This window comes from Frankia sp. AgB1.9 (assembly GCF_016786355.1).
GTDB lineage: Bacteria > Actinomycetota > Actinomycetes > Frankiales > Frankiaceae > Pseudofrankia.
This window is the reverse complement of the sequence record NZ_JADWYX010000015.1, coordinates 1-20,690: the sequence shown is the minus strand read 5'-3', so window position 1 is coordinate 20,690 and position 20,690 is coordinate 1. Positions and strand designations below refer to the sequence as shown.

Annotated in this window: 17 protein-coding genes; 8 read left to right on the top strand and 9 right to left on the bottom strand. The window is 70.7% G+C overall.

Translation table 11 applies throughout. From position 1 onward, the window contains the following. Positions 1 to 248 precede the first annotated feature (248 nt). Together I6A60_RS07725 and I6A60_RS43400 are read left to right on the top strand one after the other, a co-directional pair. Positions 249 to 971, top strand: coding sequence for a thymidylate kinase (locus I6A60_RS07725; protein ID WP_238434980.1), 723 nt, complete (start codon positions 249 to 251; stop codon positions 969 to 971). 145 nt (positions 972 to 1,116) lie between these two features. Beyond that, positions 1,117 to 1,839 carry an HNH endonuclease gene (locus I6A60_RS43400; RefSeq protein WP_203021807.1) on the top strand — a complete coding sequence of 241 codons (723 nt, stop codon included), beginning with the start codon at positions 1,117 to 1,119 and terminating at the stop codon, positions 1,837 to 1,839. A 48-nt stretch (positions 1,840 to 1,887) separates the two neighbouring features. Here I6A60_RS43400 and I6A60_RS07715 read toward each other — a convergent pair whose 3' ends face one another. Then, positions 1,888 to 2,181 (bottom strand): hypothetical protein, encoded by a 294-nt coding sequence (locus tag I6A60_RS07715; RefSeq protein ID WP_203021808.1) that lies wholly within the window; start codon positions 2,179 to 2,181, stop codon positions 1,888 to 1,890. Positions 2,182 to 3,493: 1,312 nt separating this feature from the next. On the opposite strand from I6A60_RS07715, the gene I6A60_RS43395 reads away from it, so the two are divergent. Then, positions 3,494 to 4,756 (top strand): peptidylprolyl isomerase, encoded by a 1,263-nt coding sequence (locus tag I6A60_RS43395; RefSeq protein WP_203021809.1) that lies wholly within the window; start codon positions 3,494 to 3,496, stop codon positions 4,754 to 4,756. A 198-nt stretch (positions 4,757 to 4,954) separates the two neighbouring features. Here I6A60_RS43395 and I6A60_RS07705 read toward each other — a convergent pair whose 3' ends face one another. Together I6A60_RS07705 and I6A60_RS07700 are read right to left on the bottom strand one after the other, a co-directional pair. Continuing rightward, positions 4,955 to 7,129 carry an EAL domain-containing protein gene (locus I6A60_RS07705; protein WP_203042416.1) on the bottom strand — a complete coding sequence of 725 codons (2,175 nt, stop codon included), beginning with the start codon at positions 7,127 to 7,129 and terminating at the stop codon, positions 4,955 to 4,957. Positions 7,130 to 7,879: 750 nt separating this feature from the next. Next, the gene (locus I6A60_RS07700) at positions 7,880 to 8,746 is read right to left on the bottom strand and encodes a helix-turn-helix transcriptional regulator (protein WP_203042417.1); all 867 of its coding nucleotides are present in this window, start codon (positions 8,744 to 8,746) and stop codon (positions 7,880 to 7,882) included. Between the two features lie 1,421 nt (positions 8,747 to 10,167). Between I6A60_RS07700 and I6A60_RS07695 the strand changes: the two genes are divergently transcribed. After that, positions 10,168 to 10,404 carry a DUF397 domain-containing protein gene (locus I6A60_RS07695; RefSeq protein ID WP_045879662.1) on the top strand — a complete coding sequence of 79 codons (237 nt, stop codon included), beginning with the start codon at positions 10,168 to 10,170 and terminating at the stop codon, positions 10,402 to 10,404. 56 nt (positions 10,405 to 10,460) lie between these two features. Then, the gene (locus I6A60_RS07690) at positions 10,461 to 11,249 is read left to right on the top strand and encodes a hypothetical protein (RefSeq protein ID WP_238434979.1); all 789 of its coding nucleotides are present in this window, start codon (positions 10,461 to 10,463) and stop codon (positions 11,247 to 11,249) included. Positions 11,250 to 11,579: 330 nt separating this feature from the next. On the opposite strand, the gene I6A60_RS07685 is transcribed toward I6A60_RS07690, so the two are convergent. Continuing rightward, positions 11,580 to 12,035, bottom strand: coding sequence for a hypothetical protein (locus I6A60_RS07685; protein WP_203023656.1), 456 nt, complete (start codon positions 12,033 to 12,035; stop codon positions 11,580 to 11,582). Beyond that, positions 12,032 to 12,439 carry a recombinase family protein gene (locus tag I6A60_RS07680; RefSeq protein ID WP_238434978.1) on the bottom strand — a complete coding sequence of 136 codons (408 nt, stop codon included), beginning with the start codon at positions 12,437 to 12,439 and terminating at the stop codon, positions 12,032 to 12,034. The genes I6A60_RS07685 and I6A60_RS07680 overlap by 4 nt, the downstream gene beginning before the upstream one ends. Before the next feature lie 150 nt (positions 12,440 to 12,589). Between I6A60_RS07680 and I6A60_RS43930 the strand changes: the two genes are divergently transcribed. Then, positions 12,590 to 13,228 (top strand): replication initiator, encoded by a 639-nt coding sequence (locus I6A60_RS43930; RefSeq protein ID WP_374113328.1) that lies wholly within the window; start codon positions 12,590 to 12,592, stop codon positions 13,226 to 13,228. A 515-nt stretch (positions 13,229 to 13,743) separates the two neighbouring features. Here the strand turns inward: I6A60_RS43930 and I6A60_RS07675 are convergent. Together I6A60_RS07675 and I6A60_RS07670 are read right to left on the bottom strand one after the other, a co-directional pair. After that, positions 13,744 to 15,306 (bottom strand): recombinase family protein, encoded by a 1,563-nt coding sequence (locus I6A60_RS07675; RefSeq protein ID WP_203023658.1) that lies wholly within the window; start codon positions 15,304 to 15,306, stop codon positions 13,744 to 13,746. Between the two features lie 128 nt (positions 15,307 to 15,434). After that, positions 15,435 to 16,013, bottom strand: a complete 579-nt coding sequence (locus tag I6A60_RS07670) for a TetR/AcrR family transcriptional regulator (RefSeq protein ID WP_203023659.1) — start codon at positions 16,011 to 16,013, stop codon at positions 15,435 to 15,437. Between the two features lie 83 nt (positions 16,014 to 16,096). On the opposite strand from I6A60_RS07670, the gene I6A60_RS07665 reads away from it, so the two are divergent. After that, complete coding sequence (locus I6A60_RS07665) at positions 16,097 to 17,221, top strand: alcohol dehydrogenase catalytic domain-containing protein (RefSeq protein ID WP_238434977.1); 1,125 nt, start codon at positions 16,097 to 16,099, stop codon at positions 17,219 to 17,221. A 193-nt stretch (positions 17,222 to 17,414) separates the two neighbouring features. On the opposite strand, the gene I6A60_RS07660 is transcribed toward I6A60_RS07665, so the two are convergent. Beyond that, entirely contained in the window at positions 17,415 to 18,005 is a 591-nt protein-coding gene (locus tag I6A60_RS07660; RefSeq protein ID WP_203023661.1) for a TetR/AcrR family transcriptional regulator, read from the bottom strand. Positions 18,006 to 18,175: 170 nt separating this feature from the next. Between I6A60_RS07660 and I6A60_RS07655 the strand changes: the two genes are divergently transcribed. Further along, positions 18,176 to 19,708, top strand: coding sequence for an MFS transporter (locus tag I6A60_RS07655; RefSeq protein ID WP_203023663.1), 1,533 nt, complete (start codon positions 18,176 to 18,178; stop codon positions 19,706 to 19,708). A 151-nt stretch (positions 19,709 to 19,859) separates the two neighbouring features. Here I6A60_RS07655 and I6A60_RS07650 read toward each other — a convergent pair. Further along, positions 19,860 to 20,690 (bottom strand): cation:proton antiporter (locus I6A60_RS07650; protein ID WP_203023665.1); only part of this gene is annotated, 831 nt, incomplete at its 5' end.

Sequence of the window (20,690 nt, the reverse complement as noted above, 5' to 3'; positions counted from 1 at the left end):
CGGACGACGATCAAGGCGACGGGCGGACCTTGGCGGCCACGGCGCCAGCTCCGACCGCCCGGCCAGCGCCCCCGCCAGCGCCGGGTTGGCGTCTGCCCACCGCAACGAGACCGCGAAAGCTCGCCTCGGCCACCCTCCACTCTCCGCGCTACCGGGAGCCGGCTACCCGATCATGATCTGTAGCCAGCCCACCGGGGCGAACGGGCCCACCGAAGTGGTTACGGTCGGGTATGCGGGTTCGACCGAGAATGATCGTGCTTGTCGGCGTCGACGGGTCCGGCAAGTCGACCGCGGCACGGCGACTCGCCCAGGAGCTGACGGCCGCAGGCACCCCCGCCCGCTACTTCGAGAACGGCGGCGGCCGGCCAATCATCGACGCCCTCGCACACCGCCTCGGCTGCCGCGACGGCCGCCATCTCCTGGGAAACCGCGGCTACCTCGGCGTCGAGGTCACCATCCGCTGGATCGCGATCACCCGCGCCGTGACCCTCTCTACGCTCACCCGCCGAGTAGCCGTCATGGACCGCTACACCTACTGCCAGTACGCCATCATGCGAGCCCGAGGCGACAGCTCCCCCACAACCGGCGCGACGCTCGGGACACCCAGCGCACCCCCCGGCGTTCCCGGTGATCAGACCGCCTCACACGGCGCTAGTGCGGCCGACCAGGACGGCAACGCCACTCGCGGGCAAATTGGCGGCCGGACTGACCACCAACCTGGCAGCCGTGCCGAACGGCTGGTCCGCGTCCTCTATGCCCCGTTCCCACGGCCAGACATCACCTTCTATCTGGACGTCCGACCTGAGGAGGCCACCCGCCGCGTCCTGGCCCGCGGCCGCGACGTCGAGGACCCCGCCTACCTGGCCGCCTTCGCCGCGGCGTACCACGCGCTCCCGGAGTTCACGGGGTTCACGATGATCGACGCATCCGGCGATGCCAACACGGTTCTCGCCGCCGTCCGGGCAGTGTGATCGGCTTCCAAATGCCCTGCCGAGCAGGCCAACCACGCTGACCGTTCGGCACGATCTCGCCGACTGACAGCCGACGGGACCACCCAGCGCTCGACGGGCGCTTGCGTTCAAGCAGTTAGATCTATGTACGGTTTAGGGTGCGCCAGTGCCCGAAACCACGCGCAGCCAGCTGACCTGGACACGAGACGAGATCATCCTGGTCTGCGACGCGGTGTCACGACGGAACTGGAAGAGCATCACGGGAACCGACCCCGAGGCAAGGGCACTGTCGGATCTCCTGCAGCGCCTGCCGATCTACCCGCATGAGCGCCGGCCGCAGTCGTTCCGCAACGCCAACGGCGTCGCGTACAAGTCTGTGAACCTTCAGACGGCGCATCCGTCATACCGGGGCGGGAAAACACATGGGAACAAGCTCGACCGCGTGATCGTCGAGGAGTTCATCGCCGACCCGGACCGGATGCACCGCCTGGCGGTTCTGATTCGCATTACGGCGGAGTCCGGCGAGATTACCAGCGTGCCGGCCGAGCCGGACGACGACGAGGACCTGTCGGCGCCCGAAGGGCGACTTCTGGTCCGACAGCACCTGAGTCGCGAGCGCAGCCGCGAACTGCGCGCGAAGAAGGTGCAGGCCGTTCTCAACGCGAACGGCCAGCTAGCCTGTCAGATCTGCAGTTTCGACTTCGAGGAACGGTACGGCGAACGCGGTAGAGGCTACATCGAATGTCACCACATCGTTCCGCTACACGAAGCTGGGCCTGGACGAACAAGACTCGACGATCTGATACTGATCTGCGCAAATTGCCATCGGATGATTCATCGCGCCTCACCCTGGCTATCGCCAGACGATCTACGCACTCTGATCAGGTAGGGGGCCGGTGCCTCGGCGTATCGTTTGATTGCAAGGCATAACTGCTGGTCATGCGCCGCCAATCCAGTCGAGGATCGTCTCCAACGGTTCGCCGTAGGCCAGCACGGCAACCTCCGCCAAGCTGTCGGCCGTGTTCGCGAGACGATAAAGCGTGGCGTTGACCATCAGATTCAGCGCGTCCGTGACGCCCGAGTCCAGATCCGAGGCGAATCCGGTGCGCTCCGTCAGATGGTCCATGATGTCGTTCGCCACACCGTTGATCACGCCGTTAACCCGCCCAAGCGTGACCTTCTCGCTGTCGCGGCCGACAAATGCGTCGCCTGTCCTCGGCGAACTACTCATTTTCAACCTCCCCGTCAGCGGTTGTTGTCTGGCGACGATCAGACTACACCGTGAACAGCCGCGACAACTTCGGTGCGCCGGGTGAGTTCGATGTCGCATTCTGTTACATGACCTCCGAGGTCACTGGAGCTGGTGGAAATATGCACGGCCTGTAGCCCGGCTTCGGGTCCGGGCGGTGCGCATTGAATGCGTGACATAAAATTATCATGTTCAATTTGACATCCATCCAGTCTTTGAGATTTCGGTAAGTCGGCACCTTCCTCGTGGTTGGAAGTCCTGGCTCCTTGCGACCACCGCGGATGAGCAGGTCGGGCGACCTGCGTCTTACGCCGTTGCCGGGGGGCCAAATCACCCCCGGTCGGGGCGACGACGGTAGGTGGCCACCAGACCAGGCGGAACAGCAGGCGGATCGGGGTTGGGAAGTCGCCGAGGGCGCGGCGGACGAGCTCCGGCGAGCCGGCCGAGCAGCACCATCCGAACAGGACGGGAGCCCGCTTGCGGTCGACGGACTTGACCACGTCTACGCCGTGGACCTGCCACTCGTCGACGGTGACGTGCCGGCAGACGAGGTCCAGGACGGTGGCGCTCCTCGTCGGCGAGATGGCGACCGAGGGCGTGGTGCAGGCGGCGTAGCGCGGCCGCACGGTCCTCACGTGTCTGGGCGCCGCGATGGCGAGATCGCCAGCCATCGCCTCGTGCTGTTCTTCAAGTGCGTCAAGTGCCGGGATCGAGCGGGGGGCACGCGACCGCGCTGCGCGGCGGCTGGCGGACGACGGCTGGACGGTCGCCTGGGGCCGCTGTCCCGAGGTCGAGGGGGGTGCCCGCGCTGTGGCCGTGGGCGACGCTGCTACGCGCCCTTGGCGCTGAGACCGACGCCCGCCTGCGTCCACTGGTGCACGACGACGAGCCCCACGCGCCGGAACGAGGCTGACGCGCCGGAGCCAGGGAGTCCGATCAGGGCGGCCCTGGGAACCCCGCGACCCGGCGACTTCTGCTGCGCCGGGGGGTCGGGGAGTTCCTGGCCGCCCGAGACCGGCACCGGCCGCTACTGCTGGTAGGCGAGGTCGCGCGGCTGCTCGGCGACCGGGCTAGTGCCGTCCGTTACTTTCAGACCGCGGCGCGTGTGGCCGCCGCCGCCGGGGCCGAGCACTACCTCGCCCGCGCGCGGCTCTCGCTACCCGCGCTCACGCCCTAGCCTGCGGCCGCCATCCAGGCGTCGCCGGCTCGTAACCAAATGTGTTCGCTCCGGCGGAGGGAGGCGGCCGTCGTACAGGTTGGGTTGCTAGGCTGCGACGCCGGGAGGTAGCAACTGATGCCGGACGAGAAGGACCCCGCCGGGCCGAATGAACGGCCCGCCGAGTCGAGTGCGCCGGCAGAGCCGGCGGCCAAGACCAGCACCGCGCCGCCGATCATCGTTTCGGCCGCCGGAATCCCGATGATCCCGGGCGTCGGCACGGCCGACGCGCTGCCGGGTGGGTGGGCTGGCCTGCTGCCGCCACCGCGGGATCCAGCCGCCGGGCCATGGTCGGCCACCGGCCCGACGTTGCGTGACGGCGCGACCGACGACGAGGACGACGACGCGCGGGACGAGGACGACGACCTCGACGCCGCAGCCAAGGACCTCGGCGCCAACGACCTCGACACGGAGATCGACGACGACCCGGACGCCAAGGACCTCGACACCGAGAACCCCGACGCCGAGGACTTCGACGAGCCCGACCCCGCCGACTTCGATGATGACGAAGACGACGAGGACGAAGAGGACGACGACGAGGCCAAGCCGAGCTGGCAGAAGGACATCTCGGCCGGGACGCCCCGCCGCCGCCAGCTGTCGCCCGAGGTGAAGGTCGCCGCCTTCGGTCTGTTGGCCGCGGCGCTGCTCATCACCGGCGCGGTCCTGATCTCGAAGGCGGTCGGAGGCTCGTCGAGCTCCGCCGACACGCTGGCGACGCTGCCGACCCCGACCACCAAGCCGCTGGCGTCGACCAAGGTCGGCGACTGCGTCTACACCGAGGATGGCCAGCAGCCAGCCCGCGACGTGACGCTTCCGCCGGCCGGGCCGAGCGTCGACACGAAGACCGCGACGATGACGCTCAACACCAACTACGGCACGATGGTCGCCACTCTGGACGCGGCGAAGGCCCCGTGCACGGTGCATGCGCTGGAATACCTCGCCCAGCACAAGTTCTACGACCAGACGACCTGCCACCGCGAGACGTCCGGGTCGACCTCCGAGATCTTCGTCCTGCAGTGCGGTGACCCGACCGCCCAGGGCTCCGGCACCCCTGGGTTCGCCTACAAGAACGAGAACACGAGCGGCGTCAACTACAACCGCGGTGTCCTCGCGATGGCGAACGGTGGCCCAGACACCAACGGCAGCCAGTTCTTCATCAGCTACGCCGATCCGACCGAGGCCGGTGCCCAGGCGCTGGCCGGCGGTTACACGGTCTTCGGGCAGATCACCCAGGGCCTGGACGTCCTTGACAAGATCACCAGCCCGGGTGTGCAGGGTGAGACCGGCGACGGCGCCCCGGCGAGCAAGCCCGAGATCACCTCGGTCACCATCACCCAGTAAGGCTGCCGGCGGTTCGGCTCCTCGGCATCGACTGACGATACCGAGGAGCCGAACCCCGAAGCCGCCCGCGGCCCAGGCCGAGCGGCAGCGGTCCCGAGATCCGGCTCAACCGCCTTCTTGACTGCTGGTCATGACGTTCGGGGCGCCGAATAGCTCGAAAGTCGCATTGAGATTCAGCTTGCTCGCGCCAAAACAGGCTCAGGCCCGGCGGCGGGGAGCCGCGTGGTCGTGCAGCCGGTGGTCACGCGCCGCCGGAACCGGCATGACGGTCGGGTGCGGCCCATGTGTCCCGCCGGCGCTCGCGGGCTCCCCGGCGAAGACGGCGGCGAGCCTGTCGGAGCAGACCGGATGGCCGAACAGGTGGCCCTGGCCGAAGTCGGCGCCGTGCGCCAGCATCCGCGCCGCCTGCTCGCGCGTCTCGACGCCCTCGACGGTCACGGTATGCCCGAGCCGGTGGGCGATCAGGACGATGCCCTCGACCATGTGGTCCAGCGCCAGCACCGAGAGGCTGTCGCGACCGGCGTCAGGCCCGTCGACGTCCGCGTCGTCGTCGACCTGGCCGGCGAACTGGCCCGCGAGCTTGAGCGAGCGGACCGGCAGCGTCGGCAGGTAGGCGAAGTTCGAGTAACCGGTGCCGAAGTCGTCGATGGCGATGCGGATGCCGGCGGCGGCGAGGGCGCGCAGCGCCTCCAGCGGCCGGCCGACCGTGTCGAGCATCAGGCTCTCGACCAGCTCGAGCTGCAGCCGGCCGGGCTCGATCCCGGCCCGCTCGACGATCCGGAGGATGACCGGCACGACGTCCGGCTCCTCCAGCTGGCGCACCGAGAGGTTCACGCTGACGAACGGGCGGACCGGCGGCTCGTCGTCACCGAGCGCGGGGGCGGTCGCGGCGACGTTCGCCCACCGGGCCGCGTCCTGGCAGGCCGTCTCCAGGACGTGCAGGCCGAGCGGGACGATCAGGCCGGACTCTTCGGCGGCGCCGATGAACTCCTCCGGCAGGCGCATCCCGCGCCGCGGATGGTTCCAGCGGACGAGCGCCTCGGCGCCCTGGATCCGCCCGTCGAGCAGCCGGACGATCGGCTGGTAGTGCACGACGAACTGGCCGTCCCGCAGCGCGGCCGCGATCGCGCGGGTCGTCCGCGCCGCGGCGGCGGCCTGGTCCGACTCCGACACCCTGGTCGCGTCGGCGCGGTGGCTCGTCACGCCGTCCGAGCCGGTCACGAGCCCGGCACCTGCCCCGGCCGCCGTGGGCGCCGACGCGTCCGGCCCGGCCTGCTCCGGCACGAACCGCGGGTCGGGCCGGTAGGTGACGTCCTCGATCGTCACGGCGAAGCACACCCGGGCCGCGTCGTCCTCGACCATCGTCGCCGTCAGCGCCACCCACACGGGCCCGCCGTCGGGGCCGGCCGTCCGGTCGAGCCGCCAGATGCCGTGCCCGGACCGGCCGGCCCGCACCGCGGCCCACATGTCGATCAGTTCGGCCCGGTCGCGCGAGTGGACCAGATCCCAGACATCGCCGATGGACAGGTGCGCGAGGTCCCGGCCGACGATCTGGCTGGCCGTGTCGTTGACCTCGACGATCTCGCCGCAGTCGGCGACCACCAGGGCGCCGATGCCGGCATGGTCGAAGGCCGCGCGGAACTGAGCCGCGCCATCCCGGCGGGCCCGCTGCGCGCTACGCAGGGCGGCGAGCTCGGCACGCTGCTTCTCGGTGGCGACGGCCAGGTCCCGCTTGCGGACGGCGTCGCCGTGGCCGGCGGCGAGCGCGCCGAGGAGCGCGAAGACGGCGCCCGCGCGCCCGGCGCCGGCCGCGGCGGCCAGCGCCGGACCGAGGACGTCAACGCTGCGGGCGAGCGCGTCCGGGTCGGCGAACCCGATCCGGACCAGCCGCGCACCGACCGCTCGGCCGGTCTCCCGGTCGACCGGGTCGGCGGCGACCGCGCGGCACAGCCGACCGGTGAGTTCGCGCAGCTCGGCCCGCATGGCCACGCCGTCGACGGGGTCGGTCGCGGCGAACGCGTCTGGGGGGCCGAATCCGTCCGGGGGCCCGAATCCGCCCGCAGGCGCCGACGGGACCGCGGGGGCAAACACCTCGACGGCGGCCGGCGAGTGCGGGTAGGCCGGCCCGCTGAGGACCGCGCACATGTCCGCGGCGGCGTCCTCCGGCTCGCCACCGGAATTCGTGGCGGCACCGGCCGGTTCAGCGGTCGTCGCGCCGACCGGACCGGAAACGGGCCGCTTCTTCCGCGTTGCCGCAGGGGGCGGCACGCTGGGCGGGGTCATCCGCCCGGCAGACGCCAGCGGTGTTACACCCGCGCGTGCCAACAGCACGGTCACCGCCTCATACCAACGATCGGCGATCGGGTCGTCCACGGCGCCTTCCCTGCGGGTCCGCGAGTTGATTGGGCCTCATCGTCCCAGAACGAGTTGAGGCCTCCACACGGGCACCCCTGCGTGGAGCGGAGCCCAACACCGCTCACACGGCTCTCCATCGGCACCGCGCTCGGGCGGTTTCACCCCAGTCCGGCCGCGCGGCTCTCGATTGCGACATGACCGCGTGCGGGGCACCGGCGGCGCCGCCCCGAAAGCCGTGACCGCCGTCGCATCCGGTCCGCCGGTGGCCCGGCTTGCGCCCAACAGGGTCGGACGAACCAGGACGGAGATACCGGAATGTCCGCTCCGTATAAACGCGAGATTCGACGCCCGCTTGCCACCGCCGGGTAACAAAGCTGAATCACGCGTACGTCGCCAACCGAGGCGTAACGCGCTCGAACAAAATCCGCATGACCCGGGAAATGCGGCCCGCACAATGCACGCGCAGAATGCACGGACGTTCTGCACGACGTGTATGCACGTGCATCCGGGCTCGACCCGAATGGAACACGGCCGAGGCCGAGATCGCCAGAAAAGGTTCCGTCACGTAAGGGCCAGCCCGAAAAGGCTTCCGCGGGCGCCGTCGCGGGCCCGAAGGGGTACGGCGGTTGCCGGGGGGTAGGCGGCGCGCCCACGAGGCGCGGTCCGGCCTGCCATGGCCGCCGCCGGCGATCAGCCCTGCTGGGGCGAGCACGGGCTCCTGGCGGCCGGGCTACGAGGCGGGTCGCAGGCTGTCAGGCCGTCAGGCTGTCAGAGCTGGCCGGCAATCTTCTTCAGGACGTCCGCGGTGCGGGCCGGCGTCGTGCTGTCGACCGCCAGCCGGTCCATGGCCTCCATGTACCGGTCCACTTCCTCGCGTTTGTCCAGGTAGTTGGCACCGCCGAGGACCTCGATGTACACGACATCCGGAATGTCCGGTTCGGGGAATCGCAGGATGCTGAAGGCGCCGCCCTCGGCCGCGTGGCCGCCGAAGTCGAACGGCATGACCTGCAACGTCAGCGACGGCGTGGACATCAGGTCGATGAGGTGTTCGATCTGCGCCTTCATGGTCTTGACGCCACCGATCGGCCGCCGCAGCGCCGCCTCGTCGATGACGACCCACAGCCGCGGAGCGTTTTCCCTGCTCAGGACCTTCTGACGGTTCATCCGTACGTTGACACGGGTCTCGATGATCTCTTTCGGCACACCCCGGTTTCCCTGGGTGATGATCGCGCGTGCGTACTCCTCCGTCTGCAGAAGGCCCGGGATGAACTGGAGTTCGTAGGTACGGATGAGGGAGGCCGACTCCTCCAGCCCGATGTATGGCTGGAACCAGTTCGGCAGGACCTCGGAGAAGCTCTGCCACCAACCCTGCTGGTTTGCCTCACGGACCAGCGCCATGAACGGCGCCCGCTCTGCCTCTTCGGTCACGCCGCAAAGAGTAAGCAGATCCTCGACGTCACGTTCCTTGAAACTCACACGTCCGAGCTCGAGCCGACTGATCTTTGACTCGGATCCACGAATGTGGTAGCCCGCGTCTTCACGAGAGACGCCTTTGTCCTCACGCAACCGTCGCAGCTGGGAGCCGAGCATGATGCGACGAACGGTCGGGCCACCGCCCGCCGATGCTGTCGTCACGTCCCACTCCCTCTGATCCTGCCGTCGTAACGGTAAGCAAGCTTGTCCGTGTCCGGGCGCGGCGTCCAGACCCATCCGGGGTAAAAGTCTCGCGACCTGCGGGGCAGAACGTCCCGCAGTCCCTGCCGATCACGATTCACCGGGGATGCCACGTCCGCCGAAAGGCTCGAAATCGGAGCAAAACAGACATTCGCTCCGTCGCAACCGGTCACTGAATCGTGAAACCCCCGAACCCGCCCGGACCCGACGACCCGCCCGGAGCGGCCGAACGCCTCTATTCTGCCAGCGCCCCGAGCGCCCCCGACGGTCACCGCCGGCGCCCCGGACTTGCGCGAACCGGGCAGGCTTCCCCAGTGGCGGAGGAGCTTCGCCGAAGCGACATTGCGGCCATCCCCGTGACATGACTCACAGTCATCCCAGACGCAGGCCACATAGGCAAGACGACCGCGCGAGTGATCGACAGAACGTCAACGCACAGTGACGATGGGAAGCCGCTTGCGGGCGCGCAAAAGGGCAGGCCGACCACCCCGGGGCGCAGGGCGCCCTCGTTCGCCACCTGACCCCTCCATCGCGGTCACCGCGCGGGACCTCCCAGCCCACGCCCAGACGCACCCAGCCCGATCGGCCACGGTCCGTCAATTGCGTGATTCCTACACCATCGCGGGCCGGTTGGCACCATCGCCCCGATATGCCGCGTTGGGTATAGATCTCCGTCACGCTACGAACACGCTACCAACCCTGCCGGCCCACTCCCTCCGCCCGGCGATCGGGCCACCACTTCCGCGGCCGTCCGCGACCGCCGGGCCATAGCGCGCCGGCGCGGCGAACGCCCAGCCCGCGACCGCCGCGCCGTGACGCGCCAGCCGAGCCGACCGGGCAAAGGAGACGTAGGCCACAAAGTGGCCGGGCTCCGGTCGATCGCGGAACCGACCAGAGGGGACCAGCCGACGTCCGTCACCGCATTCATGCAGGTCACCGGCTTGCGAGTCCGTGAACCGGGACTGACGGAGTCAGCTGCTCCTGCGGACGGTGACAACGTTCGCTCCCAACGTTTGCACACGTCCTCTCCCGGGCAGATGCACGTGCATGCGACCGTGCCATACTGCTGCTGCACAAAGAAGCACGGCGTATCCGGGAACTTCCGCGACGCGGAGGGGGGTGGGCTGGTGTACCCGACCAGAGGTCGGCGTCCCGCTGGGACAGCCGTGACGCTCATCGTTGCGGGCCGCCGAGCGCATGCCCGGACCGGTTCGTCAGAGGGACTGGTCGGAGGGCAGCCCCTCGCGAGGCGGAGGCACGGCTTGCAGGACCGCTCGCAGCATCCGCGCCGTTCGCCAATGGCGACGAACGGCGCGGCCACCTCGTTTGACACGGATTCGGGGTGCGGTGGCAACCCTCCCCGGCATCCTCAGGAGACCGCCTTGACCATGATCTACAACGGCATGTCTGCTGCCGCTCTGAAAAGCGCCACCTGGCAGAAGAGCCGCCGCAGCAACTCCCAGGGGAACTGCGTCGAGATGGCGCGGATCTCGGGCGATGCCGTCGCGGTCCGTAACTCCCGGCATCCGCAGGGACCGGCCCTCATCTACACCCTCGCCGAGATCGAGGCCCTGATCCTGGGCGCCAAGGACGGCGACTTCGACAACCTGCTCTGCTGATGGGCGTCGTCGTCGCCGCCACCGCCACGCCTGCCTCGCGCTCGTTCGGAGCCCGCATGGACACCCTGACTTCCTCGGAGAAGACGCTGACTGGGGAGCGCATCTTCACGTCCAGTGACCTTCCGAGCCTGTCGTTGCCCGACGCCGACGGCTTGGTGACCTGTCGGTGGTTCCAGGACCCGGCTCCCGGCCGGACCGCCTGGCGGACTTCCTCCCAGACTTACCGGCCCCCGCTGGCGGCGGCGGAGGCCGCCGCGGTCGAGGACGACAACTTCGCGCCGCGTGGCCCCGGCCAGGTCGCGTTCGTCGCCGTCGACCGCACCTGGCTCGTCCGGGAAGGCATGGACCGGGTGCGCACCCGCGCGGTCGACGCGGTGGTGCTGCACGCCAAGGCCAGTCCTCCCGGTCGGACCGCGCTCGCGTTGGCGTTCAGCGCGCATCTGCGCACTCGCCAGCACCGGATGGGTCTCGGCGCGGATGTCGTCACGGCGGCGGTGCGCCCCGATCTCGCCGGCGCGCCGGACGCGTTCCGGGTTCCGCACCTGGTCACGGTCTCCGACGGCACCGGCACGGTCGCCGACACGATCATCTGGCAGGTGATGACCGGCGCGCGGTACGACGCCTGGCTCGGTGGGGCGCCGCGGCCCGATCATGTGGCGATCGAGACAGCGCTGCCCGGTCTCGTCCGGCTGCGTCACCTGTGGCGCACCGGCCGGCTGGACCGTTCCCGCGCCGACACGCTGGCCGCCGTCCTCGACGGCGGTGAGCTCACCGCGCAGAAGATCTTCCGCTACCCGCGCGTCGTGCTACCGATCGCCACCCGCGCCCTGCGCGGCGTCCTCTAGCTCCTGGCCACGTCCGGACCACCGGGCGACGGCTCTTGCCCACCTGCCAGCCCCGGCACAACGATGTGCCCGGGGCGACCCGCCGCGGACAGCCCGCCAGCGACGCCGGCCACCGCCAAGCCAGCCCCGGTCACACTGATGTGTCCGGGGTTTCCTGCTGTCTGGGGCAAGCAGCGTCGCGCCAGGCAGGCCAGGAGCCGCGGGGGGGGCGCGGCCCGGGTGCCCCCCGCCCGGCCCCCGGGCGCGCGGGCAAAACCCCCCGGGGGGGCCGGGGGCCACGGCCGGAAACCCCCCCGTGGGATCCCCGGCGGGCGCGTGCCGCAGGTGGGTCTATCCGGGCCAGGTGCAGCGGCAGTGCCGAGGGCGGACGACGCTGCCCAGCGCGACCATCGTTTCGGGGTCTTCGCGCTGGACGAGGCCGTAGATCCGCGCGGCGACCGCCGGATCATCGGTGGCCGTCATGAGCAGGCCCACCGCGACCTGATACGGGGTCAGCCCACGGTCCGCGAACCCGCCCACCGCAGGTACCCAGCCACCGCCCACCGTCGGCGCGTCTGGCCCACCGTCGCCCCCGCCGGCCGGGGTCGCAGGGTCCGGCACGCCGGCCGGGAACCGGCGGAACAGCAGGGTCACGCCCCCGCCCAGGGACGTATGATCCACGAACGCCGCCGGCGGTAGCCCCGACGCGACAGTAGCGATCTCCACCGGAGTCGCGCCCGCCAGGACTTCGAGCCCGTAGCCGTTCCCGGGCAGCGCCACCGCCCGAGCCAACGGCCAGCCACTCACGCCGCCACCGCCCCAGCCTCAACCGCGACCGTGCGCAGCGCGCCCACGAGCAGGTCAGACACCATCGGATTCACCGTGTCCCACCCCGTCGACGCCACCAGCAGCCGCACCCCGGCATGCCGCAGCAACACCAGCTCCCGGGCGATCTCCCGCTCGGTCGCACCGATCGTGTCCAAACCATCGACCACGACCACGTCATACCGACGCGACCGGACCAACCGGCGCACCGCAGCCCAGGCACGACCCTTGCCGCCGCCCGCGCCGATCTGGCAGACCTCACCACCCGCCACCCAGCCACGCTCCGCGCACGCGGCCCGAAACGCCTCCCGCTGAACCGCCAGCCGAGCCGCCCCGACCCCGTGACGGGTGAAGGACACAGCCCGCACCCCACCTGACATACTCATCTCAGGTCTCACCTTTCGCTCAGACGAAAGTTGGGATTTAGGCCCGGGAATTGGTGCTCGCAACACCGTCCCGGGCCGCCTATTCAATTGTCGATCTGCTACCATTCTAAACCAGGTTGACGGGAAAGTCAGCCGATTCGCGGCACCCTGATGCGGGTTATTGCCTGCGAAGATCCACGAAAATGCCCGCAAAGGCCCCTAGAATCGCCGTGGGCAACATCAACCGTAGACCTATATCCCCATATCAATCTTAACGATCATCGAATGGGAATGCGGTCCGCTCACGAAAACAAGGGCAGCGGAATCCCACGGGACCAAGCCGGCCCATTGCGATACTCGCCACCCGAACACCGAACCGCCAGCCGCACCCACCCGAGCGCAACGCCCACCAGGACCACGCCGCCGGCCACCGTCCACCCGAGGACGACGGACCCGCGAGGCAGCAACCCTCGGCGCCGAACCAGCCGCCAGCCGATCCAAGCGCAGGTCGTGCCTTCGTGTGACCTGAGTCACCATTCGCTATGTGGTTGGCCGTTTTGCTGCGGCCACTGGATCACCAAGTCGCGGCGGTACTCGACCACGTTCGGGGCCGTGCGGTCGGTGCGGCGGCGGTGGGCGCGGATGCTCGCGGCAGCGTTGACCGGTCGTCCGTTCGCTACCGACGAGGCGGGCGGCTTTGTGGCGGTCGATGGGTTCGGCCGGCTCGACGGTGACCCACAGACCGAGGTTCTCGGGTCCTGGCGGTATGCCGGCCGTGGCCGTGACCCCGCGCCGGGTGGCGGGTCATGAGGCGCCGGTCTGGTCCGCTGCCGGGGGAGATGGCGCTGCCGTTCGACCTCGAACCGGTGCCTTCCGGCGAACCTGTCGGGCAGGTGGCCGCGGTGGAGATGAGCACCGTAGGTGCCGCTCCTGCTGTTGACCCTGTGCTTGTGCCTGTGGCTGTGTCCGCGCCGGTGGCTGTGGTGGTGGGCAGCGACGTGCCGGGGGTGGGTGGGCGGGACCCCGCCCCGGCGGCGGTCCAACGGAATCCGCGGGACCGGCCGGTCCCGGCCGCGAGCAACAGGCGGGCAGCGGCTCGCCGTGGGTCGGGGCCTGGCCGTGGGCCTGGTGGGCGTCGCGCTCGGCCGGTGCCGGTGGCGGACGGTGGGCCGGAGACGGCGGGGATGCCCGCGCGGGTCTCGGCGGCGTGCGATCCCTTGGGGTTGGCGGGGGTGGTCGCTGCCGCGCATGCGCGGGCGGCGGAGTTGGCCGCGACGCCGTGTGCGCCTGAGGTGGTGCTCTGGGTGCGGGACCTGATCGGGCCGTTACCGCGTCGTCGTCTCGACGCGGGTACGGCGCTCGACGCGGACCGCCGTGGGGTCGAACGTGGACAGTCCGCGCCTGCCGGGTAGCACGGTGACCGTGACCATGGCGCGGATCAACGTCCTGCGTCGCTGCAACGCCAACGATGCCCAGTGGGCGGCCATCTCGGCCGGCGTCACCCCACCGAGACCCTCGAACACGGTCGCCTCGACCAACGCGGCCTGACGGGCGCGGGCCGCTGTCAGCGCCACGCGGATGGTCTCGGCCTGGGTCTTGCGCATGATCCGGGTGACCTCGTCTGCCGGGTCGTCTCCGGCCATGGCGGCGCCTAGCGCGGCGGCGCGGGCCTGGGCGGCTTCGACGTCGGCGGCGGCCTGGACGGCGGCCAGCGGGTCGGCCATGTCCTCGCGGACAAGCGCAGCCAGGATCTCCGGCGTCGACAGCAGATCCACCACGATCGTCTCGACGTAGGCATCCAGTGCGGCCATGTTGCGCCCAACACCCCGACAGCCGCCACGCTCACGCGGCGGACACACATACTTCGTGCCGGCGCTGGCGAGCAGACCACAGCCGCATTTGCCACACGTCGCGATGTTCGACAGCAGATGCTTGGACCGGGCCGACCAGCCGGCCGGCAACGACGCCGCACGCAACCGGGCCAGCAGGCGGGCGTGGGTCTGCTCGCTGATGATCGGCTCCCAGCGGCCCGGGGCCACAACCTCACCCTTGAAGGTCCGCAGACCGGCCAGTGCCGGGTTCCGCAGGATCGCGCGGACCGTGGTCGGTGACCAGGTCCCGCCACGCACGGTCGGGACGTTCGCGGCCTGAAGCTCCAGCACCAACGCCCGTACCGACGTGTCCCGGCGGGTGTCCAACAGCCGGTCGACACAGGCACGGATGATGTCGGCTTCGTCCTGGATGATCTCTCCGGTGGCGGTGTAGCCGTAGCTGCGGGCTCCCGACGGTAGGCCGTCCTTCGCGCGCTGGACGGCTTCATCACGCAGGCGCTCGCTCATCTGCTCGGTCTCGTAGGTGTCCAGCTCACCGAGAATCCCGGTGATCACCCGACCCGACGACGTCGAGAGGTCGAGGTCCTGGCCACCGGTCGCGATCACCCTGACCAGGTGCTTGCCGAGATGCTCCATGCCCTGGGCGCGTTCCTTGCGGTTGCGCCACATGCGGCCGGTCATCTTCACGACCAACACCCGCGCCTCACCCCGCCCAACCGCTGCCATCAGCCGGGCGTACTCCGGACGTGGCAGGCCCTTGGAGGCCGACATGTCGTTGTCGACGAACGGCGGCGCGGGCAGACGCCACGTCGGTTCCGCGTGGATCCGCTCGACCGCCGCGTCGATCTGACGGGCCACGCCACGGGCGTCCTGCTCCTTGTCCATCGAGATCCGCGCGTAGATCGCGACCGGCACCGGGCACAGCAGCGCATCGCGGGCGAGTAGCTCGGCGAGCAACTGGCGGGTACGCGGCTGGATCACCTGCTCCCACGACACCACACGATCCAGCTCCACCGGTTCGGACGGATCCGCCTGCGCCACAAGGGAAATCGACATACACCGATTATGTCCCAAAGAGAGCGAATAGCCGTTTCCACGACCACCCCAGGGCCCAAACCACGATCAAGGCCACGCGAGAGCGTCAGCACGGAAGCGCGCGGCCAGCGGAAGGGCGCGGCCAGTCGTCAATGGTCGACCGCGGCACGGATCAGTGTTTCGACCTGGGCGGCGACGCGGTCGAGCGTTTGGGTGGAGCGCTGGGCGCGGCACATCGCGACCGCGCCTTCGATCGCGGCGATGACGAGGGTCGCGAGTGATTCGGCCGCCGCGGGGTCGGCGCCGTGCTGTCGCAGCGATTCGGCGAGCTGTTCCTCCCACGCACCGAACACGTCCGCCGCCGCGGCGAGAACCGCGAAACGTGCGTCGTCCGTCGGTTCCTCGATCGAGACCGCGAGGACGGGGCAGCCAGCCTGGAAATCGGTGTCGGTGAGGATCTCGCGCCAGAGGTCGAAGAAGGCGCCCAGCCCGTCGACCGGTCCTGCCCGCAGCATCGCGCGCAGCATCGTGGTGACGGTCTGGCCGGCGAAGCGGACCGCCTCGGTGGCCAGTTGCGGCTTACCTCCGGGGAAGTAGTGGTAGGTGGAGCCCAGCGGTGTGTGGGCGTGCTTGGCGACCTCGCGAATGCTGGTGGCGTTGAGGCCCCGGCGGCGGATCATGTCGGCCGCTCCCGCGACGATCCGCTGACGAGACGGCGGGGTCGGCATGGCCCTCGGCGCCCTCTCTCTGGCTATAACGATCGTCATAGGATACCGTCAACCCAGCTTATGACAGTCGTTATAGACGAGAGATGGACGACGCGGTCACGGTCGCGCGGGACCTGGTCCGTCTACTCGGAGCCGACGCGCAGCGGATGCGTGCTCCTTTCTCGAATCGAGGAACGGTCGTGCAGCAACTCGTCCTGGATGCCCCCGGCCGCTACAGCTGGCACGACGCCGCCGATCCCGAACTCGTCAGCCCGGACCAGGCGATCGTGCGCCCCGTCGCGGTCGCCTGCTGCGACCTCGACGTCGCGGTCGCCCAGTCCCGCGCGCTGCTGCCGCCGGGCTACGCCCAGGGCCACGAGGGCGTCGCCGAGGTCGTCGCGGTAGGCGACGCCGTCACCCAGGTGCGGCCCGGCGAGCGGGTCATCGTCCCGTTCCAGCTGAGCTGCGGCCACTGCCGCGAATGCCGGCGCGGCGTCACGGGTAGCTGCGGTTCGGTCCCGCCCCTCGCGATGTACGGGCTGGGCTCGATCGCCGGTCTCGACGCCGGCGGGTTCCTCGCCGACCTCGTCTCGGTCCCGTACGCGGACGCCATGCTCATCCCGCTGCCGGCGGCCCTGGACCCGATCGCGGTGGCCTCGCTGTCGGACAACATCCCCGACGGGTGGCGAACGGTCGGCCCCTACGCCGACGAGCTCGCCGCCCTCGACGAGGCCGACCGCCGCGTCCTGGTCACCGGTGGGCTGTCCGTCGGCGTCTACGCCGCCGCGTTCGCCGCGGCGCTGGGCGCACGCGTCGACTACGTCGACACCGACCCGCGGCGCCTCGGGGCCGCCGAGCGACTCGGCGCGAATCCGGTGGACGCCCCGCTGCCCGACCCGAAGGCGGACCCCTACCCGATCACCGTCAGCACCTCGGCCAACCCGGCCAGCCTGGCCGCGACGCTGAAGGCGACCTGGCCGTCCGGCGTCTGCACCGACACCGGCATCTACTACGGCGGGACCTTCTCCCTGCCGATCCTCGATCTCTATATGAGCGGCGTCCGCTTCGTCACCGGGCGCGCCAACGCCCGCGCCGACATCCCTCACGTCCTCGATCTGCTGGCCACCGGGCTGGACCTGCGGCCAGCCGTCGAAACGGTCGCCGACTGGGAGTCCGCGCCCCAGACCTGGGCCGCGCTGCGCGGTAAGACCGTCATCACCCGCCAATAGCGCGAGGCCAGCGACGCCGTATCCACGGCTCGCTGACGGCTCAGAGCGCCGGGAGGGACGAGGTTCGCCCCTCCCGGTGATCGCCGGTTCGGCCCTCCAGTGGTCGTAACCGGGGCTGTTTCATAGCCACCAGAGGGTGCAAACGGCGATCAAGGCGACGGGCGGACCTTGGCGGTCGCGGCAGTAGTCGACTTCACGGCACGGGCAGGCCGGCCAGGGCCGCGTCGACGACGGCGACGAGTTCAGCCCGGTCCAGCCCGATCCCGATCAGGGAGCCGATGCCCCGGAAGTCGACGACCAGCAACGTCGCCAGCGTGACCGGCTCGGCCGCCGGATCGAGGTCGCCGTTGCGCTGCGCGGCCCGCAGGCAGTCGGCCAGGGCCGCCCGCTGCGCTTCGAAGCCCTGGCGTAGCCGGGCCGTGGCGTCCCGGTCACGGCCGGCCAGCTCGACGGTGAAGCGGCCGGCCATGCAGGCCAGCTGCTCGGGGTCGTTGAGCTGCCGGTCGAGCGAGTCGATGAAGTAGGCCCGCAGGCGCTGCATCGCGGTCTCGTCCGGGCCGGCCAACGCGGCCGCGCCGGAGGCCTCGTCCTGGTCGCAGTAGTCCCCCAGCGCGGCCAGGAACAGCGCGTGCTTGTCGCCGAAGGCGGCGTAGAGGCTGCCGCGGCCGAGCCCCGTCGCGGCCGAGATGTCATCGAGGCTCGTCCCGTCGTAACCGTTCCTGCGGAACTCACGCTCGACGGCCGCCAGCACCTCCCGCCGGTCAAAGCCAGGTGGGCGCCCCATCGGGCGATCGTATCCACGGATCTGGTTGATCGAGCGATCGTTTGGTTGTTGGCGGAATAGTCCAGAACCCTCGGGGTTCTTTACTGAACAGTCCAGATCGTTGGGCCTCCATGCCGACCGGGCGCCGCGCGCACGCGCCAAGCCCCCGACCGCGAGATGCGAGCCACCTCATGACTCAGCAGGACGCCCAGCCCGACCGGGCCGGTCCCAGCCTCGGCGCCGTCCCGCCCATCCCGAGCCAGCGCCGTGCGGGCGCCGGCGCCCGGCCCGTCTCCCCGGCCCTGCTGCTCGCGATCCTGTCGATCGCGAGCTTCCTGGCCCAGCTCGACGTGTGGGTCACCAACGTCGGCCTGCCCGCCATCGGGCGCGGCACCCACGCCAGTACCCTGGCCGACCTGAGCTGGGTGCTCAACGGCTACGCGATCGTCTACGCCGCGCTGCTGGTGCCGGCCGGCCGCCTGGTGGACCGGTTCGGCCGCAAGGGTGGCTTCCTGCTCGGCCTGACCGTGTTCGCCGTCGCCAGCATCGGCGCCGGCCTGTCCGGCGACATCTGGGTGCTGATCGGGTTCCGGGTCCTGCAGGCCGCCGGCGCGGCCCTGCTCACCCCGGCCAGCCTCGGCCTGGTGCTGCTGACCGCGCCGCCGGCGAAGATCGGCACCTACGTGAAGATCTGGTTCACCACCGGCGCGCTGTCGGCCGCCTCCGGCCCGGTGCTGGGCGGCCTGCTCGTGGAGGCGTCCTGGCGGTGGCTGTTCCTGGTGAACATCCCGGTCGCGGCGGCCGCGATCGCGCTGGGCGCCCGCTACCTGCCCAGCAGCCGGGACGCCGGCGACCATCTGCCCGACCTGCGCGGCGGCGCGCTGCTCATCGTCGCGATCGGCGCGCTCGCCCTGGGGCTGGTCAAGGCCCCGGACTGGGGCTGGTCGAGCGTCCAGGTCGTGGTCGCGTTCGTCCTCGCGGCGGTCGCGCTGGCGCTGTTCCTGGCCAGCTCCGCCCGCCATCCGGCACCGGTCGTCACCCTCTCCCTGTTCCGGGACCGGGTGTTCACCACCGCCAACCTGGTGGCCACCGTCGCCTTCATGGCCTTCGGGATCGAGCTGCTCTCGACGATCCTGTGGCTCCAGGGCCACTGGCACTACTCGGTGATCCGCACCGGGCTGGCCTCCACGCCCGGCCCGGTGATGTTCGCGGTCGGCTCGGCGCTCGCGGAGACGCTCCAGGCACGTACCCGGCTGCGGGCGGGACGGATCGCGGTCGCGGGCGCGCTGCTGGCCGCCGTCGGTACGATCATGCTGACCCAGCTGGTCACCGACGAGCCGCGGTTCGTGGCCGCGTTCCTGCCGACCTGGGTGGTCCTCGGCCTGGGTTACGGCCTGGCGGTGCCGACCGCCATCACCCGGGCCACGGTCGGTCTGCCAGCGAAGGACGCCGCGACCGGCAGCGCGATCGTGACGATGGCCACCCAGCTCGGCTCGGTCATCGGCATCAGCATCCTGGTGGCGATCCTGGGCCGCGCCTCAGGCGCGGCGAGCCACGCGGTCTTCCAGCACGCCTGGTATGTGTCGGCCGGAGCGCTCGTGGCGGCGGCCCTCGCCTCGTTCGGCCTGGACTCACGAGCCACGGCGCCATCCCGGCCAGACCTCCCACCGGCCAGAACGAGCGCCGCCGACACCAACGATCCGCAGGCGGCCGCCCGGCTGTGAGGACGCCGCCGGCTCAGGCCGCCTAAGCCGGCGCAGGCTGCCGGCCGAGCTGCCAACGTCATCGCCACGACGTTGGCACGCTCGCGCCGGTGGCCCCCGGCGGTTCCTTCTCGCAGAGGTGTCATCGGAGGCTGGTAAGTCAGCACTGCGCCTAGGAGACCGCCGCCGGGGGTCGGCGGTGCCGGCGGCGCAGCGCGGTCCGGGTGACGGGTTCGGCGAACCGGGCGGCGAGCGGGCCGAGGACGGCCATCAGCAGCACATAGCTCGCGGCAAGCGGGCCGAGGTCGGGGTTGATGCCGGCGGCGACCGCGAGGCCGGCGATGACGATCGAGAACTCGCCGCGGGCGACCAGCGCGGCCCCGGCCCGGAACCGGCCGAGCGTGGCGATCCCGGCCCGTCGCGCCGCCCACCACCCGGTCAGGACCTTCGTGGCGACACCGGCGATCGCCAACAGCGACGCCACGCCCAGCGCCGGCGGGATCGCGGCCGGGTCCGTCTGCAGTCCGAAGAAGACGAAGAACACGGCGGCGAACAGGTCCCGCAACGGGGTCAGCACCTCGGTGGCGCTCTCGGCGACCGGGCCCGAGAGGGCGATGCCGACGAGGAACGCGCCGACCGCCGCCGAGACGTCGAGGCGCTGGGCGACGCCGGCGACCAGCAGTGCGAGCCCGAGTGCCCGCAGCAGCAGGATCTCGTCGTTGCGGTCGGACTTGGGGTTGAACACCAGCAGCGTCACCTTGGCGCCGTGCCGCAGCGCCACGTAGAGCACGCCGACGAGAGCGCCGAGCGCCACGGCGACCGTGAGGGAGCCGCGGGCGATCGTCTGGTGGGCCAGCAGCGCGGTGATGACGGGCAGGTAGACCGCCATCGCGAGGTCCTCGAGGACGAGGACCGACAACACGACCGGGGTCTCGCGGTTGCCGAGGCGGCCCAGGTCGCCGAGGACCTTCGCGATGATCCCGGAGGAGGAGATCGCGGTGAC